Source organism: Rhodospirillaceae bacterium (assembly GCA_016722635.1).
Taxonomy (GTDB): Bacteria; Pseudomonadota; Alphaproteobacteria; order JAEUKQ01; family JAEUKQ01; genus JAEUKQ01.
In genome coordinates, this window is record JADKIX010000011.1 from 59024 (window position 1) to 75996 (window position 16973).

General features: G+C 41.5%; 20 protein-coding genes and 3 pseudogenes. 9 read left to right on the forward strand and 14 right to left on the reverse strand.

Annotation, left to right across the window (positions count from 1 at the left end):
- Positions 1–103 precede the first annotated feature (103 nt).
- Both IPP67_07595 and IPP67_07600 read left to right on the forward strand, forming a co-directional pair.
- Entirely contained in the window at positions 104–880 is a 777-nt protein-coding gene (locus IPP67_07595; protein ID MBL0339005.1) for a class I SAM-dependent methyltransferase, read from the forward strand.
- 12 nt (positions 881–892) lie between these two features.
- Positions 893–1038 (forward strand): annotated as a pseudogene (locus IPP67_07600) (IS1595 family transposase).
- Between the two features lie 88 nt (positions 1039–1126).
- Here IPP67_07600 and IPP67_07605 read toward each other — a convergent pair.
- Positions 1127–2164 carry a polysaccharide biosynthesis protein gene (locus IPP67_07605; GenBank protein MBL0339006.1) on the reverse strand — a complete coding sequence of 346 codons (1038 nt, stop codon included), beginning with the start codon at positions 2162–2164 and terminating at the stop codon, positions 1127–1129.
- A 381-nt stretch (positions 2165–2545) separates the two neighbouring features.
- On the opposite strand from IPP67_07605, the gene IPP67_07610 reads away from it, so the two are divergent.
- The 5 genes from IPP67_07610 to IPP67_07630 all read left to right on the forward strand — a co-directional run bounded on the left by IPP67_07610 (position 2546) and on the right by IPP67_07630 (position 6296).
- On the forward strand, positions 2546–3445 hold the full coding sequence (locus tag IPP67_07610; GenBank protein ID MBL0339007.1) for a sugar nucleotide-binding protein: 900 nt from the start codon (positions 2546–2548) through the stop codon (positions 3443–3445).
- Positions 3442–3909, forward strand: a complete 468-nt coding sequence (locus IPP67_07615) for a UDP-N-acetylglucosamine 2-epimerase (GenBank protein ID MBL0339008.1) — start codon at positions 3442–3444, stop codon at positions 3907–3909. Before IPP67_07610 ends, IPP67_07615 begins: the two co-directional genes overlap by 4 nt.
- A gap of 42 nt (positions 3910–3951) precedes the next feature.
- Positions 3952–4479, forward strand: a complete 528-nt coding sequence (locus tag IPP67_07620) for a UDP-N-acetylglucosamine 2-epimerase (GenBank protein MBL0339009.1) — start codon at positions 3952–3954, stop codon at positions 4477–4479.
- Positions 4480–4573: 94 nt separating this feature from the next.
- Positions 4574–5419 (forward strand): class I SAM-dependent methyltransferase, encoded by an 846-nt coding sequence (locus tag IPP67_07625; protein ID MBL0339010.1) that lies wholly within the window; start codon positions 4574–4576, stop codon positions 5417–5419.
- Positions 5412–6296 (forward strand): glycosyltransferase family 2 protein, encoded by an 885-nt coding sequence (locus IPP67_07630; GenBank protein MBL0339011.1) that lies wholly within the window; start codon positions 5412–5414, stop codon positions 6294–6296. Before IPP67_07625 ends, IPP67_07630 begins: the two co-directional genes overlap by 8 nt.
- Before the next feature lie 73 nt (positions 6297–6369).
- Here IPP67_07630 and IPP67_07635 read toward each other — a convergent pair whose 3' ends face one another.
- The 3 genes and pseudogenes from IPP67_07635 to IPP67_07645 all read right to left on the reverse strand — a co-directional run bounded on the left by IPP67_07635 (position 6370) and on the right by IPP67_07645 (position 7731).
- Entirely contained in the window at positions 6370–6537 is a 168-nt protein-coding gene (locus IPP67_07635) for a glycosyltransferase (GenBank protein ID MBL0339012.1), read from the reverse strand.
- Between the two features lie 183 nt (positions 6538–6720).
- Entirely contained in the window at positions 6721–7446 is a 726-nt protein-coding gene (locus IPP67_07640) for a class I SAM-dependent methyltransferase (protein ID MBL0339013.1), read from the reverse strand.
- 95 nt (positions 7447–7541) lie between these two features.
- Positions 7542–7731 (reverse strand): annotated as a pseudogene (locus tag IPP67_07645) (IS1595 family transposase).
- Positions 7732–7923: 192 nt separating this feature from the next.
- On the opposite strand from IPP67_07645, the pseudogene IPP67_07650 reads away from it, so the two are divergent.
- Positions 7924–8529: pseudogene (locus IPP67_07650) on the forward strand (transposase).
- Between the two features lie 81 nt (positions 8530–8610).
- Positions 8611–9486 (forward strand): 4-hydroxybenzoate octaprenyltransferase, encoded by an 876-nt coding sequence (locus tag IPP67_07655; protein ID MBL0339014.1) that lies wholly within the window; start codon positions 8611–8613, stop codon positions 9484–9486.
- Positions 9487–9499: 13 nt separating this feature from the next.
- Here the strand turns inward: IPP67_07655 and IPP67_07660 are convergent, their stop codons facing one another.
- The 10 genes from IPP67_07660 to IPP67_07705 form a co-directional block, all read right to left on the reverse strand.
- Positions 9500–9889 (reverse strand): DUF4170 domain-containing protein, encoded by a 390-nt coding sequence (locus tag IPP67_07660; protein ID MBL0339015.1) that lies wholly within the window; start codon positions 9887–9889, stop codon positions 9500–9502.
- A gap of 47 nt (positions 9890–9936) precedes the next feature.
- Positions 9937–10719 carry a hypothetical protein gene (locus IPP67_07665; GenBank protein MBL0339016.1) on the reverse strand — a complete coding sequence of 261 codons (783 nt, stop codon included), beginning with the start codon at positions 10717–10719 and terminating at the stop codon, positions 9937–9939.
- Between the two features lie 20 nt (positions 10720–10739).
- On the reverse strand, positions 10740–11621 hold the full coding sequence (gene argB / locus IPP67_07670) for an acetylglutamate kinase (protein MBL0339017.1): 882 nt from the start codon (positions 11619–11621) through the stop codon (positions 10740–10742).
- A 5-nt stretch (positions 11622–11626) separates the two neighbouring features.
- Entirely contained in the window at positions 11627–12295 is a 669-nt protein-coding gene (locus IPP67_07675) for a YihA family ribosome biogenesis GTP-binding protein (protein ID MBL0339018.1), read from the reverse strand.
- A gap of 31 nt (positions 12296–12326) precedes the next feature.
- Positions 12327–14075 (reverse strand): membrane protein insertase YidC, encoded by a 1749-nt coding sequence (gene yidC / locus IPP67_07680; protein MBL0339019.1) that lies wholly within the window; start codon positions 14073–14075, stop codon positions 12327–12329.
- Positions 14076–14134: 59 nt separating this feature from the next.
- Positions 14135–14410, reverse strand: coding sequence for a membrane protein insertion efficiency factor YidD (yidD, locus tag IPP67_07685; protein ID MBL0339020.1), 276 nt, complete (start codon positions 14408–14410; stop codon positions 14135–14137).
- A gap of 7 nt (positions 14411–14417) precedes the next feature.
- A complete protein-coding gene (gene rnpA, locus IPP67_07690; protein ID MBL0339021.1) occupies positions 14418–14783 on the reverse strand; it encodes a ribonuclease P protein component in 366 nt (121 codons plus the stop codon).
- Between the two features lie 25 nt (positions 14784–14808).
- Positions 14809–14943 (reverse strand): 50S ribosomal protein L34, encoded by a 135-nt coding sequence (gene rpmH, locus IPP67_07695; GenBank protein ID MBL0339022.1) that lies wholly within the window; start codon positions 14941–14943, stop codon positions 14809–14811.
- Between the two features lie 167 nt (positions 14944–15110).
- Complete coding sequence (gene upp / locus IPP67_07700; GenBank protein ID MBL0339023.1) at positions 15111–15767, reverse strand: uracil phosphoribosyltransferase; 657 nt, start codon at positions 15765–15767, stop codon at positions 15111–15113.
- Positions 15768–15770: 3 nt separating this feature from the next.
- A complete protein-coding gene (locus IPP67_07705; protein ID MBL0339024.1) occupies positions 15771–16940 on the reverse strand; it encodes an MFS transporter in 1170 nt (389 codons plus the stop codon).
- Between the last annotated feature and the right edge of the window lie 33 nt (positions 16941–16973).

Sequence of the window (16973 nt, forward strand, 5' to 3'; positions counted from 1 at the left end):
CTACACATTGTCATTCCGTCCGCTATACTGACCACTCCCATCCCCCCTACCCGCCATGCCCACAAAAAATCATATTTTGATCAAATAGTATAAGGAATATCCCATGACTAATAAATCGGTTGATTTTGGCAAGACAGCTGGCGATTATCGTCAGCATCGCCTTGGCTTCCCCTTAGATCTTTTTATTCGTTTAAAAACCTTGGGAATCGGGCTGACCGGTCAAGATATCGTTGATTTCGGAACAGGTACCGGAGCTTTAGCCAATCAATTTGCGCGCCAGAACTGCCGCGTTATTGGGTTAGATATTTCTCAGCCGATGTTGGACGAAGCCCAAAAAATTGCTAAGGCAGAAAATTTAGCTGTCACGTACCAACGGGCGTCCGCGGAACAAACGGCTTTACCCAATCAAATTGCGGATGTGGTCAGTGCCGGACAATGCTGGCATTGGTTCCAAGGCATCAAAACTGCGCAAGAAGCCTATCGTTTATTGCGGCGCAATGGCTCCCTTATCATTTGTCATGTGGATTGGTTACCATTACCCAAAACCGTGGTGGAAGCCACGGAAAAATTAATCCTAAAATATAATCCCAATTGGCAGTTTGCAGGAGGTAACGGTTTTTATGGACAATGGGCCGAGCATCTCTATATCGCGGGTTTCATCGGATTAGAAAGTTTTAGTTTTGACCTTAACTTTTCTTACACCCCTGATAATTGGCGGGGCAGAATACGGGCCAGTTCCGGCGTTGCCGCTAGTCTTTCTGCTGACCTTGTGGAAAAATTTGACCAAGAACATCAGAAAATTCTAGAGCGGGATTTTCTACAAAACACCTTGCAAATCCCTCACCGTGTATTTGCAATCATGGGACGGAAAATACCTTAAGTTTTTGGTTTCTATCTTTCATCTATTGAAAACTTCTGGAACGAGGGCCAAGCGGATCTTGCGAAAGTATAATGGGTATCCCCCGCAAAAACTTCCCCTGGTTTCTGAAGGAATGTGAGTTTAGGTTTAATCGTGGCACCGTTGCAAACCAATTGAAAATGTCAAAATGTTGGGTCAAGATTCTTCACTTTCTATCCCCTGCAAATTGCATAGTTTTAGGTTAAGTGATAATGAAAGCCATAATCCTTAAGGGTATATTTTGCCTTTTTTGATAACATTTTGACTATCATCCAGAATTTCGGGTAAATTTTTTAACAATGCCACAATTTCTGGAACTAATAATTGGGTCGTATTACTTGAATTATAATCCTGGGCTTGGGATACCTCTACTTTGCCGCTAACAAAATAGTTATTGTAATTCAAATCTCTGTTATCAGCGGGGACCCTATAATATTGCCCTAAATCCTGCGCGTGAGCAAATTCTTCCCGGGTTAACAAGGTTTCATGTAATTTTTCCCCATGACGGGTACCGATTATTTTTACCTCATTGGCGGCATTTAACAGTTTTTTGATAGCCATTGCTAAATCTTGAATATTTGAGGCGGGTGCTTTTGGTACAAATATATCCCCTTGCTGCCCATACTGAAAAGCATATAACACTAAATCAACGGCATCATCTAATGACATTAAAAACCTGGTCATTAAAGGATCTGTTATCGTCAATGGCTTTCCTTGTTTTATTTGATCTATAAATAACGGAATAACCGAGCCACGCGAAGCCATGACATTGCCATAACGGGTACCGCATATGATTGTCTTATTGTTAATGATGGTTCTTGATTTCGCAACCATGATTTTTTCCATCATGGCCTTGGATATACCCATGGCATTAATTGGGTACACGGCTTTATCGGTTGATAATGTTATAACCCTTAGAACCCCACAAGCTATGGCAGCATTCAATAAATTTTCAGTGCCTAGCACGTTGGTTTTTACGGCTTCAATGGGATAAAATTCACAGGAAGGCACTTGCTTTAAAGCCGCCGCATGAAATATATAATCAACCCCCGGCATCGCATTTAATATGCTACTATAATCACGCACATCCCCTAAATAATATTTAACCTTATCGCTTTTAAACTTAAGGCGCATATCTTCTTGCTTTTTTTCATCGCGGCTAAAGATTCTTATTTCACTGATATCCGTATGTAAAAACCTGCGTAAGACTGCATTACCAAAAGACCCAGTACCTCCTGTGATTAGCAGCGTTTTTCCTTTAAACATATCATTCACCATCCTAAACTGTGCAGGGGTTAACTTAGTCTTAATCCTTCGGCGGTATAAGCCAGGTCAAATAGGGCATCATTTCTTATAGAAGCAGCGATTGAATCTAAACGTACCTTATTTTAGAAACAAGTAAAAATATGATTTTGGTATTTGATTATCTTTTCTAAGAACCGGCCTTGCCTAACTTTAAAAAGAATTGCTACCCTTTTCTGCAGGAATATACCTTCAGATTTAAGGATAGTTCTTTAAAGAACAACTAGTCATTTTAAAAAAATGATGCTATTAAAACCTTGCTTTATTTTGTTCTTTAATGTTTTTCAACAGCAGCCCTTGACAAAAAATAAACTCGATAGAACCATAAAACTATCAGGAGAGAATGTGAAGATAGCCATATTAGGTACATCTGGCATGCTGGGAAGCATGGTCTTGGACGTGTTTCAACAAACCAAGCACAAAATTTTAACGACCACCCGCTCACAAAACCAATCCCATCACACCAATACTGCGTGCAAATTCATAGATGCCGAAAAAACCACCCTTCGAGAATTACAAACCCTTTTGCATGATACGGATTGGGTTATCAATTGCATTGGTATTATAAAGCCGTATATACGGGATGATAATTTGAAAGACGTAGCCCGGGCTATACACATCAATTCTTTATTTCCCAATAGCTTGGCCCAAGCAATCCAGGGAAGCAAAACCAAAATAATCCAAATTGCTACCGATTGCGTTTTTTCAGGAAAAACTGGCGGGTATGTTGAAACGGACTTGCATGATGCAGCGGATGTTTACGGGAAAAGCAAAAGCTTGGGAGAAGTGATTACAGAGAATTTTTATCATTTGCGTGTATCCATTATTGGGCCTGAAAGAAAAACCCATAAATCTCTTTTAGATTGGGTTTTAACCCAACCTTTAAATGCCCCGTTAAAAGGATTCACGAACCATAGCTGGAATGGCATCACAACCTTGCACTTTGCCAAAATATGCTTAGGTATCATCAACCATAATATCACCTTAAACAATCTTCAGCATATTGTGCCCAAGAATAGCTTAAATAAATATGAAATGATTGGGTGTTTTAAAAAATATTTTAACCGAAATGATTTGAAAGTAGAAAAATTTGAAACCCCGCAAAGCATTCACAGAACCCTTAAAACGAATTATATTGATTTGAATAAAAAAATATGGAATGCTGCTGGGTATCAGGAAATACCAACCATTGAAGACATGATTAAGGAACTAAGTCTTTATTCAACAAAGTCAGGGTTTAAATGAAATTAATCACTATCTTGGGCGTCAGGCCAGACATCATTCGATTAAATATTATTATTAAAAAATTGGACCAACTATTCCTGAAGGATCATGTGTTGGTGAATACGGGACAGAATTTTGACCCGAAGCTCAATGATATTTTTATCCAGGAACTTGGGGTCAGGAAACCGGACTATCATTTAGGGGTAAGGGCATCCAACCAATTTGAACAAATTGGTAAAATGATGGTTGGGCTTTATGAAGTTTTTGAAAAGGAAAATCCTGATTATGTGCTGATTTTAGGGGATACGAATACCGATGTGGCCGCAGCCATTACCGCCCGGCATTTTAGGAAAAACAACCAAAATGGGGTTCCCGTTTTCCATATGGAAGCAGGCAATAGATCTTTCGATGCCAGGGTGCCTGAAGAAACCAACCGAAAAATAGTGGATCATATCAGTACGGTTAATATGGCTTACACCCACTAGTCAAAAGAGCATTTATATAATGAAGGCCTGCGGAACGTATTTGTGGTGGGAAACCCGATGAAGGAGGTCATTGCCTATCACCAGGATAAAATTGAGGGTAGCAACATATTAGATTTATTAAAAATCACTAAGAACGAGTATGTTTTAGTAACCTTGCATCGGTCGGAAAATGTTGATGATGTTCATAATTTGAAAGAAGTTATCGCGGCCCTAGAAGCAATAAGCATTCAATATAAAATTCCCGTTATTTTTTCAACCCATCCCCGGGCCAAGGATAAAATCGCTACATATAATATCAAAATCCAAAACAAGCTGGCAGATATCCGGTTTGTGGAACCTTTTGGTTTTTTAGATTTTATCAAATTACAGAAAAATGCGAAAGTGGTTGCCAGTGATTCAGGCACGGTCCCTGAGGAATGTGCTATTTTAGGCGTGCCTAACTTAATCCTGCGCGAAACCACGGAAAGAACCGAATTGCTTGATCACGGCTGCAGTATCTTGGTAGGCGCTTCAAATAAGGAGAGAAACATAAAAGATTTTGACATTGCAATCAATAAACCAATCAATTAGTTTATCCTGGAAGTGTCAAAATCCAAGACGTTAGCGATAGGGTAATTAGTTTAATTTTAAGTAAAATGTCCTAATAAATGCCAAGAGGTACAGGATGAAGAAAAGCAACAAGGAAATCATTCAAGAATTATATAACGATGGTGAGCGATTAATCCCTGGCAGGACACATAATTTACAAGAATTAATCAGACACCGTGCTACCTATGATTTTTTTAGAGCAATTATCAAGCAAGATATAAAGAACGGCGTATGCCGTGATATCCACAAAAAAATTAGAATTTTGGACATAGGTTTTGGTACAGGCTATGGGTGCTACTTACTGTCTCAAATTCCAAATGTTGAAATTGTTGGCATTGATGTTGCTAAAGAATGTTATGAATATGCGATTCGCAAATACAATAAAACCAATATTCGTTACATAATTCACCAAGAAACAGAAAAATTTTTACAAGAAAATCAATTTGATTACATTGTCAGTCGAGGTGTATTGGAACACATCCCTAATGGAATTAATATGACCGCCCACAATGCCCATTATACGAAAAGAGCTATGTTAGGTGTTCCCTATAAAGAAAAACCTCGTAACCCCCATCATTTACTACTCAATATTTCGGAAAATGACTTTAATAATTTCAAGGAGGACAAAGAGTTTTTTTATGAGGATTTGGAAGGAATCACGCACAACAATTCCTCTGCAGCAGGGATTGTAGGAAAGGGCAAATTACCAACTATAAATAACTATTTGAATTTTCCCATAATTAATGTATCCGCTTGCGTAAGAAAGGGCTCATTGCCAACTATAAATAGCTATTTTAATTTTCCCATGAAGCCAGAAAAGGCAGAATTTTTAATTCGATGGCAATATACAATACATAGGCTCTTTGTAAAATTGCCTAAAAAAGCATTTAAAAAAATAAAAGGAGTACTCTCCAATGCCTAAAATTACCATTATAACTCCCAGTTATAATCGCGCCCATTTATTGCGCGAAACCATCAATAATATTTTATCGCAAGATTTTGAGGATTTTGAATATCTGATTATTGATGATGGCTCTCAAGATCATACCCAAGAAGTGGTAAAACCCTATTTAAAAGATCCCAGGGTTCAGTATTTTTATCATGATAATAAAGGGGAATCGGCTACCGTTAATCGCGGCTGGCAAATGGCCAAGAGTCCGTTGGTTGTTATTGTGAATTCCGATGACCCAGTAAAACCCAGCTTTTTAAAAACTTTGGTAAATTTTATGGATAAGAATCAGGAGGTGATTGTTGGTTATCCCGATTGGGATATGATTGATGAACAAGGCAAAATATTAAAGACCAAGCAAGTTCGCGAAGGTGATATGACAGAAATGATTATATCGCATCACTGCTATCCTGGTCCGGGGGCAGTTATCAGGAAATCTGCCTTACCTAATATCCACAATTTACGCGATTCCCGCTTTGTTTTTATATCGGATTTAGTAGCTTGGTGGAATCTGGCCTTTTACGGAAAATTTGCCCGTATCCCGCATAATATTGCAACATGGCGAAATCATACGGGAACATTGACATTTAATATGTCACTTGAAGCAGTTGACCAACATAAACTGCTCGTGAAAGAATTTTTTCAACGAAGCAACCTCCCCGCAGATATTTTAAAAAGAAAGAAAGAAGCATTTAGGAACAGGAATCGGAAGATTTTAGGTATTATTAACCGTTATAGCAAAAAAAATCGTTCTTTTACGGCCAGATGGCACGCCTTTAAAAAACTGATGGAAACCCCAACATTGTCGAAGAAATACTTCAAAACTTTAGCAAGGATCATTTTCCGTTAAAAATGTCTCTGGATTGGCAAGCATCCCATTTCGGTTATAGAATGCCCATATTCTCAAAAATATAGGGGGTATTTTACCTAATTAGGGAGAGTAGAGTAGTTACAACCTGTGACTTCAGTCGATCTTCATGATAGATATCGTCGCTGTCCAAGAAAGTAATATGGTCGCCCCTCGCTGTCTTTATAGCAAAATTCCCTGCGTTTACAGCATTTTTTGATGGTACATGAGGTACAAGTTTGATCCGCTTATCTTTTTTTGAATAATTGAAAGATTATTATCCGTTGATCCATCATCCGCAATCAAAAGTTACCCATTATGATACGTTTGAGATAAAACAGATAAAATACCCCCCTAAATAAAAGCGCTGGCATTATAGCTGAGCATAATAATAGAAATGAGTGGATATAAAGGCGTTTTTTCTAATTTATTTTCCCTTGATATAATATTTCACAACACTTTTTGTGTTCTTTACTATCCGATAGATAAATCCGCGTTTCTTTTCAATCCTATTATGCCTTTTAAAAATAGACAGCTTTTTTGGCGTTTCAATTTTAAAGGGCGATATATTGTTAATGGCAAAGAAAGCTCCAAACGGTTTTTCAAGCGGATTGCCTTTAGCATCTTTTCCATGAAAGTTTTCACAAATTAAAAAACTCCAGTTTCCTTTGATGCCGTCAAAATCTTTTGGTTCCCAACCGGATTTATGTTCTTGTAATTCTGTGCCAGACAGCCCCCACGCATCCGTTTCATGCTTTTCATATTCTTGGGGCATATATCCAAGCGGCGTAAAAATGATGATCTGCTTTTTTGCTACGCGCTCCATTTCTTTTAGCAGCGCCATGCCATCTTTCTTTTCCAAATGCTCGATGACATCTAATAGAAAAATCGTATCAATGCTTCTGTTTGTAAAAGTGGGCAGAACTTTATTGGCCATTTCCTGAATAATCAGAACATTATCCATCTTTTGAAAACGATAGTGCAGGATATCAACATATTCCTTAAATGGTTCGACCATAATGTGACATTTAGGGCTAAAGTATGTTTGTGGCTTAATACCACATCCTATATCCATGACGATAGCTGTCTTTTTGATATATTTTTTAATACCAAAAAGCAATTCGCGCGGTTCTTTAAAATATCTTTTTATCATCTTTATATCCTTTTCTTTTTTATGAGAAATTATTCATCAGTAGTGCTTGAATTTTTTCACTGACATCTTTTACCATGGAGCTGTAGTAGATAAAGTTAAGGTTTGATCCAGTTAAGCAGAGGTTTGATCTGCTGTCTGGGTGAACCATAGTTGAACCTAAATTCACACTCCTTCAGAAACAAGGGTCTTCAGAAACAAGGGGAAGTTTTTGCGGGGTATACAGAGGTATTTTCGCAAGATCCGCTTGGCCTGGTTTCAGAAATTCTCAATGCCATTGATATGATTGTGACCATCAACAAAGTCAAGGGAATGTAGGAACCCAGGTGAACAATGGGGGCGTAATGGTGGCGGCGATATGCCATTCGGCCTGCGGTTGGGATATCAAGGACTGGTTTTGTTGGATTCATATACAGGTGAAGATGTGATCACAAAAATATTGGAGCTGTACGAGATAAAAGAAATATCTAGGATAGAAATATGGGACTAAGACATTGTCGTATAAGGTTAAATCAACGGAGGAAACTGATTGAATATTTTGTAATGGCAGTGACGGGGCCTTCAGCTGCGGACGTGATTGGAGTACATCCAAATACAACTGCTCTTTTTTACCATAAGTTACGTGAGGTTATTGCTGAGAATATTGCAGATGACGTGCCGTTTGATGGTGAGATTAAAATGGACGAGAGTGACTTCGGGGGGGGTAGGAAGGGTAAACGTGGCCGTGGCGCTGCTGGCAAGGTGCCATCTTCGGCCTGCTTAAGCGGGGGCGCTATATGTCGGGCGAAGGTACTGAAAACCATTATGGTGAACAAGATCAACCTGAAGTGTTGTAGGGGTATGTTCCTATAAGGCCTGGAGGGTTCAGACATTTTCGCATCAATCATTCCCTTGACTTTGTTGATGGTCACAATCATATCAATGGCATTGAAAACTTCTGGAACCAGGGCCAAGCCCATCTTGCGAAAACACAATGGCATCCCCTGCAAAAACTTCCCCTTGTTTCTGAAGGAATGTGAGTTTAGGTTTAACTACGGTTCATCCAGACAGCAGATCAAACCTCTGCTTAACTGGATCAAATCTTAACTTTATCTCGTACAGCCCCTTCTATTTTTATATTTTTGCTTGGGCATTTATGGTGAATAAATCGTCATAAGGTATTAAAAATTGATCAAAAACCTACAGGCTTATATTTCTTTAGCCCGTTTAGAAAAACCAATTGGCGTCATCCTGTTGATGCTGCCCTGTTGGTGGGGCATTGCCTTAGCTACACCGCCTCTCACCTGGCCCGACCCTATTCTTTTGATCGTGTTTGCTTGGGGCGCTTTTTTCCTGCGCGGCGCTGGCTGCACCTACAATGATTATATAGACCGCAATATTGATAGGCAAGTCGCAAGAACCGCATTCCGTCCCCTCGCTGCAAAAACCCTTAACACCAAAGATGCCTTTTATTTTTTGTTGATCCAATTGTTTCTAGGGGCTTTGACTCTATATTGGCTATCCCCCCTCGCCATCGTGATTGCTGTGTCATCGGTAGTTTTGGTATTGCTTTATCCCTATATGAAACGCTTTACCTGGTGGCCGCAAGCTTTTTTAGGATTAACGTTTAATATTGGGATTTTAGTGGGATATGCCACCATTCGTAAAAATTTGGAGATATCCACGTGCCTTTTATATGGAGCAGGCATTAGCTGGACTATCATTTATGACACGATTTACGCCCAGCAGGATAGGGAAGATGACGCCCTGATCGGCGTTAAATCCACTGCCCGGCTTTTCGGCCAACACAGTAAAATTATTTTAGGCTTTTTTGCTTTTCTTTTAATGGGCCTTTTGGGGAGTGCGCTTTATGTAAGCAATCCCCCTTCTTCTGATTTAGCCTGGATGGTGGTCGCAGGTTTTATCGTTCTTGCGGGTTTATTAGGCGGAAATATTTGGGGTGTTAACACCCATCATCCGCTTTCCTGTTTACGGGCCTTTCGTTTTCATCGCTGGATTGGACTGGCAATTTTCCTGCTGATCATAGGCAGTAAATTTTGGTAGTTCCGCTGGGTGGTTATGAAGTCAGATTTTTGCTTTCTTCGACAATCCAATAGCGGGATAAGGCTTTGTCAACCGAAAGCCAGGCAAATTTTGCCCATTCTAGATGGGCCATTTGGTAATCGGCAAAAGGGCCATATTGTTCTTGCTGGCCTGCCAGTTCGGTAAAACTGGCATCCCGATATTCCCCGCCCACCACCCAATATTTTTTGGTTTCAGATATTTCCTGGATATAAAAACGCATCAGTGCTTGATCAACCGTCTGCCAAGCCAAGCGTTGCCATTCCTTTAAAGCATCCGCATAATTTGCAAACGGCCCATATTTTTGCTCGGGGGCATTTTTTGCCAACCGCAAAAAATCCATATCTTCATATTCCCCACCGACGACCCAAAATTGTGATGTCATGATTGGTTGTTTTCAATCCCCCAATAACGGTAAACAACTGGTTTATACTACGAACTAATGGTTTGAAGAGGCTGCCCTTGTTTAGCCGTTTTACCACCCCGGCGATCAAAAAGGAATGTGCCTAACAACACCCATCTTCTTTTTTCTGCTGCCTTTGCCCTTACGTTCACAACCAGGGGGGTAGTATAATGCCAAAAAGGCAAATGATACAGTGTGATCAACCCCGTTTCATGCACCGGCTGGCTTTGGCTGAAGTGGCCATTTTTTTCGTAGATTAACCATTGATGGCTCACTCCTGTCCCAACCAAGGAAATATGGCAATCCAAATATCCCGCTGCAGCCTCTGGATCTTCTGGATGATGGTCATTATGAGGGCCTATATAATCGCCCTCCTCGTAACATAATACCTGATGACCGGGTTTTTTACGAAATCTATGACCGGTTATTTGGCGGACAAATTGCTGGTAACTTGAAGAACTTAAGAATTCTAGCAATCCGATTTCTTTTGCAATCCGGTATGTTATATGTTGGATGGAATCCAAGTAGGCAGTTTGCATCCGCACCACTTTCGGCAAGCGTTCTTTATAGTTCGATACCATATTCCAGATGGTAAAATCTGGGATCGGCCGCTCCAACAACTCCAAATGGGGCCTTAAGCTTTTGTTCAATAATTGGTATGCCCGCTCACAGAAATCAGTCCGAATAGCACCGGCAATGGCCAGGAAAGATGAAATTGGCAGCTTGTCCCTAGGTTGCCTTTGGTATAATAATTGCAAGCCATAGTCTGTAAGACAATCTGAAAATTCCTTCGGGAATTGATCCATGTCCATGGCTTGCCCCAACGGCCTTGTTAATTTTTCTTTTTTGTAATTAAGGTTCCAAGTCCCCGCGGCGTAAAAATTTCCAGCAGCAACGCATGCGGTACCCTGCCATCTAGAACAACGGCAGCTTCTACCCCTTGTTCAATGGCCTGAATACAAGTTTCCAATTTTGGGATCATGCCCCCGTGGATGGTACCATCTTGAATTAATTCCCGCACTTCATGCACCGAAAGATTTTCAATCAGGCTGCCATTTTTGCTAAGAACCCCCGGCACATCGGTTAACATCAGCAAACGTGCGGCGCGCACAGCACCGGCAATCGCACCCGCGGCTGTATCCGCGTTGATATTCAGAATTTCCCCATTAGAGCCTGTTCCAACCGGCGCTACCACCGGTATAACGCCAGCTGCTTCCAAGGTCGATAACACATGGGGATCCACATTGGTCGGCTCGCCCACGAGCCCCAGATCACCTTTTGGTGACGTTAGTTTCTTTGCTCGGATCAAGTGGGCATCCCGGCCGCTTAAACCAACCGCACTACCACCTGCAGCATTAATGGCGGCCACAATATGTTTATTGATGGTGCCGGATAATACCATTTCCACAATTTCAATGGATGCTTGATCCGTTACCCTTAACCCATCGATAAATTGGCTTTTGATATTGAGCTTTTCCAGCATATTGCCAATTTGTGGCCCACCCCCGTGCACCACCACAGGATTAATCCCCACCTGTTTTAAAAGAACAATATCGCTGGCGAAAATATTCGCGAGCGCTGGCTCGGTCATCGCATGGCCACCATACTTTATGACGAAGCTTTTGCCAGAATACCGCCTCATATAGGGCAGCGCCTCTGAAATTGTCCTGGCTGTCCTGAGCCAATATTTCGTTTCAGTGAAATTGGTTTGCATAATCTTTAATACCCTGATTTGGTGGGTGATCTGGCTATAAGGGCAGCTATTTCCGCCTGTAAGGATTGTATCCCGATATTATCGGACGCACTGGTGGTCAAAATTTCTGGATGTGCCGCCTGATAAGAGGCAATTTCTGGCGCCATCTTCTCCTGGATTGCTTTCTGCTCACCCAAGTTTAGTTTATCTATCTTGGTGAGAACGATCTGGTAAGATAAAGCGGCACTATCTAAAAATTTCATAAAATCTTCGTCTAATTTTTTAAGGCCATGTCTTGAATCAATTAATAGGAACAGTCTTAACAGGGAATGGCGTCCCCGTAAATAGGCCTTCATCAAATTCTGCCACCCCATTACTTCGCGCCTGCCTGCCTGGGCATATCCATATCCCGGCATATCCACCAGATAAAATTGATCGGCAATTTGAAAATAGTTCAGTTGTTGGGTGCGACCGGGCATGGCAGAAACCCGAGCTAAGGTTTTATTGTTTGTCAAAGCGTTAATAATACTGGATTTCCCAACGTTTGAGCGGCCAGCAAAAGCAATTTCTGGTAAGGAATTCACCGGTAAATCCTTGACATCCACACAACTTCTGACAAAAGAACTGCGAGAGAAAAGTTTCTTCCCCGCCACTTGCCATTTCGGATCATCTGCCCAGCGAAGAGTGCTAGACATAGTTTAAACTCCAACCTGTTTGATCAACATATCAACTGCTTTTATTATATTTTTTGGCAGGCGCTTTCACCACATTTCTGGTAATTAGCCGTTGCTGTAAAATGGATAGTAGATTGTTCCATGTCCAATAGATGACTAAACCGGCGGCAAAATGGGCCAACATAAAGGTAAATAAAATCGGCAAAAATTTAAATATTTTTGCTTGTATGGGATCGGGTGGCGCCGGATTTAGGCGCTGTTGGAAATACATGCTAAGCCCCATCAAAATGGGCCAAATACCAATATTTAAGAAAGATCCAAAGCTGCCTGCCTGAACAACCCACGGCAATAACCCAAACAAATTCAGGATTGACGTAGGGTCTGGCGCCGATAAATCTTGTATCCACCCAAAAAATGGTGCATGGCGCATTTCAATCGTGACAAACAAGACCTTGTATAATGAGAAGAAAATAGGAATCTGAATTAAGATTGGCAAACAACCGGCGGCCGGATTAAGTTTCTCCCGCTTATAAAGCGCGATCATCTCTTGGTTTAGTTTTTGCCGATCACTGCCATAACGTTCCCGCAATTTAGCCATTTCGGGACCCACTAACTTCATCTTAGCCATCGAGCGATATGATTTATTAGCTAACGGGTACAACAACAATTTAATAAAAACAGTTAACAATAAAATCGCCACCCCGAAATTACCAATCCAATCATATAACGTTTTCAAGACCAAAAAAATCGGTTTGGTTAAAAAATAAAACCACCCAAAATCAACTGCCCGGTCAAATAAGGGAATGCCCATTTTATCTGCATATTTATCCAATTGCTCTACTTCTTTAGCGCCGGCAAACAAATTAATTTCGGAACGTGTTTGCCCGTTCGCGTTACCCGTTACGGCAGGCAAAAGATAATCCACTTGATAAAGCTCGGCTTGGCCGTTTTTTGACGGCAAATAGGAATAGCCAGATTTCACTTGATCTTGTTGTAAGGGGATCAGCGCAACCAGCCAATATTTATCCGTGAACCCGCTCCATCCCCCACGGCTATCAAAAGCAAATTTCTTGGCTTCCTGAACTTCACTATAATCAATTTCTTTTAGTTCATCATTGGCAACCCCGATTAAGCCTTCATGCAAAATAAAATAGCCGCCAATTTGCGGTGTTCCTGCGCGGACAATTCGGCTGTAGGGAAACAATTGGATCGATGTTTCAGATGTATTGTCGACCTGTTGTTCCACATGGACCATATAATTTTCATCTAACGTAAAAATGAGCTGAAAACGCTGTCCTTGTCCGTTATCCCAATGCAAACGCAAAGGTTTACCAGGCTCTAATTTATCGTCACTGGTTTGCCACAGGGTATCAGCTTTTGGCAGAGTTATAGTTAATGAATTCCCTGAAATCCAACCAAATTCAACGAAATAACTATCTGGAGTGCCCACTGGTTGCAACAAATCAATGTTTTGGCTGCCAACACCCACATTTTCCCGGTATTGGGTCAAGGTCAAATCATCAAATCTTGCCCCTATCAAAGCAATAGAACCGCTTAAGCGGGGGGATAGGACAGGAATTCTGGGGCCGCTTTTTTCCAAGGCTTCGTTGCGTGTGGCAAATTGAATTTTTGTTGATGTGTTTTCAGGCTGTTGCACCTGATTTTGCACACCAACCTGTTGTTGCAGCTCCGAATTGATCCTAGCATTTTCACGGTTCTTTGGAATTTCATAGAAATATTGGAACCCTAATAAAATCACTAAGGAAAGGCCTATTGCCCAAATTACATTTTTTTGTTCCATCTTTTAATCCCACTTCATCCACAAATACCTATCGCCATCCGTTGTAAAAATTGTCTCACTTACATTCTATCCCTATCGCCGCTAATGATGCCACTTGATTGTAACTTTTCCTTAAGCGGCACAGGATCATAACCAGAAGCACCCCAAGGATGGCAACGGCATAGCCGTCTGCTTGTTAACCAAACGCCTTTGATCAAGCCATGCTGTTTTAACGCTTCCAATCCATATTCCGAACAAGTTGGCAAAAATCGGCAGGATTTAGGTAATATAGGGCTAATCACATATTGATATCCCTTGATTAGCCCTATCATCAAATAAGAAAATATCTTTTGCATAAAACCATCAGGGTTGAATAAATCCTAAAACCTTTTTAAGGTCTGCCGCCATTTTTATAAAGGACAAAAATTTTGCTTGATCCCTGGCAATCATGACATAATCAATTCCCGCATGGCCATATTTTGGCATCATCAAATCTGCCGCCGCCCGCAAACGGCGGCGCACCCTATTCCTAATTACGGCTGAACCGATTTTCTTTGTCACGGTAAACCCTATCCGCCAATCTCCTAGCGCACCCGTTTCCTTGGCGGGTAACCCCGCCAAATCAGCTGCTGGAGGTTGTATTTTCCAAAGATATTGTAAAATAAAAGCATCCGTCACATGACGCTTGCCCTTTTGGGCAATTTGAACAAAGTCTTTCCGTTTTTTCAAACGCGGCAACTTCATTGACAGGTGCTTATGCTGACAACCGCTTCCGGCCTTTAGCGCGACGTGCGGATAAAATCTTTCGGCCGCTAACTGTTTCCATGCGCGCACGGAACCCATGGCGGCGTTTACGAACTAACTCACTCGGTTGAAATGTCCGCTTCACTTTCTTTACTCCTGATTAAAAGGTTGCGGTATCACACCAGCAACCACCTATTTGAACCCTAAGCGTATAAAGGGTGATGGCCCTTAAGTCAATAAAACAAAATAGCGATTGGTTATAATTTTATCAAAAATTCTTTATCTCCTTATAAAACCACGGCCTCATCCCCATTACTTCGTGCCGAATAATCGATCGCCAGCATCCCCCAATCCTGGAAATATATAGGCTTTATCATTTAAACCCTGATCTAAAGCGGCTGCATAGACTGGTACATGCGGATGTTTTTTGTGAAAAACCGCCATTCCTTCCGGGGCCACCACTAAGGCCAGGAAGCGAATTTGCTGATCTTTAACGCCGTGTTTGTTTAAAAGATCAACGGCAGCTGCAGCGGAATTGCCTGTTGCCAACATCGGGTCTACCACAATGAATAAGCGGCCATCGGTTTCGGGAAGTTTTACATAATATTCAACCGGCAGATGAGATTTCGGATCCCGGTATAAACCGATGTGCCCGATACGGGCAGAGGGAATTAATTCGAGCAAGGCATCAGCCATGACCAATCCTGCCCGTAGAATCGGCACTACAGCAATTTTCTTTCCCGCAATTGTTGGTGCCTGCATGGTCATTAAAGGTGTTTCAATGGGGATATCCATCATCGGCAAGGAGCGGGTAATTTCATATCCCATCAGTAAAGTTATTTCCCGTAATAATTGGCGAAACTGGATGGTGGGGGTGTGACGGTCCCGCATAATAGTCAATTTATGCTGGATCAACGGGTGATCCAATACCGCAAAATTGTTGAAGGGTGAATTTTTGGCTTTCTGCATGATTTATTCCTTGATGATAAGATTGTCGGACGTTTTGGTGATAAGGCGTTGTTGCAGCAAGAATAACATAGCTAAAGCAATCATCCCCATGACCGCCATTAGCAGGAAAGCATCGTCAAACCATAATTTATATAGCCATCCTGCCGCCAGTAAAGCAATCCCCATCATCAAGCCGGTGCTAACGCCCGCATACATAGCCTGCCCGCTCATGGCTAAAGATGTTGGGATATAGCGGGTCAAGAAACGCATAGCAGCCAGGTGGCTAAGACCAAAAGTAAGGCCATGAAAAATTTGCAAAGGCACTAAATAGATAAGGTCTGCGGTCATGCTATAAACCACCCACCGCACCATCACCGCAAGTGCCGCTATCTTGAAGGCTTGTAAAGGTGTTATATATTTAAAAATCACTTTGCCGCAGGCAAAAATAAAAATTTCAGCCATCACCCCCTCGGCCCAAAGAAAACCGATCATATTATCTGATAACCCTTTTGATTGCCAATGCAATGTTCCACAGACATATAAAACCGCATGGCTTCCTTGCAGTAAGCTGGTGGTTAGCAAAAACAATACAAATCCCTTGGTTTTTAGCATTTCCCATGCTGATCCTCGGGATTTCTGGATAGAAAATTGAAGGGGCGAAGGCACAATCAGCGACATCCCGATTAGCGCTGCTAAAGCCAACCAAATCGCATATAAAATAAAATCCGGGTCCTGACCTTTTAATGCCCACCCACTACAGATAGCCGTCATCATAAAAGACAAGGAACCCCACAATCGGATGCGGCCATAATCCAAAGAATGCGATCTAGCGTAATGAAGGGTTAAATGATCGGAAAAAGGAGAAATGGGTGTAAAGAAAAAAGCGCATAAGGCGCTGACCGCCATAATCCACCAAACATTGCTGACCAGCCCAAACAATCCGTATGATAAAAGGGATAAAACCGCGAGCGTAGCCAATAACAACCGATAAGAAGGATAATATGATGCCATCCGAACCCAAAAAAGGCTGCCTGCCACGCGTATCCAAGCCGGGATTGCTAAGGCTAAGCCGATTTGATTCTTATCCAAGCCTTTCGATGCCAACCATACCGGCCAAAACGGCAATGAAATCCCTCCCACGATAAAGAAGATTACATAAAAACCGGATAACCGCAGGGATAAAAAAGGGATCATATCAACATTCTATAAGGGATTCTATAGGGTCTT

What these genes read in the sequence shown, in the direction of transcription:
- yidD (MBL0339020.1), bottom strand. Translation starts at nt 14,410, where the DNA reads ATGCAAAAGATATTTTCTTATTTGATGATAGGGCTAATCAAGGGATAT.
- upp (MBL0339023.1), bottom strand. Translation starts at nt 15,767, where the DNA reads ATGCAGAAAGCCAAAAATTCACCCTTCAACAATTTTGCGGTATTGGAT.
- IPP67_07640 (MBL0339013.1), bottom strand. Translation starts at nt 7,446, where the DNA reads ATGATAAAAAGATATTTTAAAGAACCGCGCGAATTGCTTTTTGGTATT.
- IPP67_07595 (MBL0339005.1), top strand. Translation starts at nt 104, where the DNA reads ATGACTAATAAATCGGTTGATTTTGGCAAGACAGCTGGCGATTATCGT.
- IPP67_07705 (MBL0339024.1), bottom strand. Translation starts at nt 16,940, where the DNA reads ATGATCCCTTTTTTATCCCTGCGGTTATCCGGTTTTTATGTAATCTTC.
- IPP67_07605 (MBL0339006.1), bottom strand. Translation starts at nt 2,164, where the DNA reads ATGTTTAAAGGAAAAACGCTGCTAATCACAGGAGGTACTGGGTCTTTT.
- IPP67_07625 (MBL0339010.1), top strand. Translation starts at nt 4,574, where the DNA reads ATGAAGAAAAGCAACAAGGAAATCATTCAAGAATTATATAACGATGGT.
- IPP67_07660 (MBL0339015.1), bottom strand. Translation starts at nt 9,889, where the DNA reads ATGACATCACAATTTTGGGTCGTCGGTGGGGAATATGAAGATATGGAT.
- IPP67_07615 (MBL0339008.1), top strand. Translation starts at nt 3,442, where the DNA reads ATGAAATTAATCACTATCTTGGGCGTCAGGCCAGACATCATTCGATTA.
- argB (MBL0339017.1), bottom strand. Translation starts at nt 11,621, where the DNA reads ATGCAAACCAATTTCACTGAAACGAAATATTGGCTCAGGACAGCCAGG.
- yidC (MBL0339019.1), bottom strand. Translation starts at nt 14,075, where the DNA reads ATGGAACAAAAAAATGTAATTTGGGCAATAGGCCTTTCCTTAGTGATT.
- IPP67_07630 (MBL0339011.1), top strand. Translation starts at nt 5,412, where the DNA reads ATGCCTAAAATTACCATTATAACTCCCAGTTATAATCGCGCCCATTTA.
- IPP67_07665 (MBL0339016.1), bottom strand. Translation starts at nt 10,719, where the DNA reads ATGGACATGGATCAATTCCCGAAGGAATTTTCAGATTGTCTTACAGAC.
- IPP67_07675 (MBL0339018.1), bottom strand. Translation starts at nt 12,295, where the DNA reads ATGTCTAGCACTCTTCGCTGGGCAGATGATCCGAAATGGCAAGTGGCG.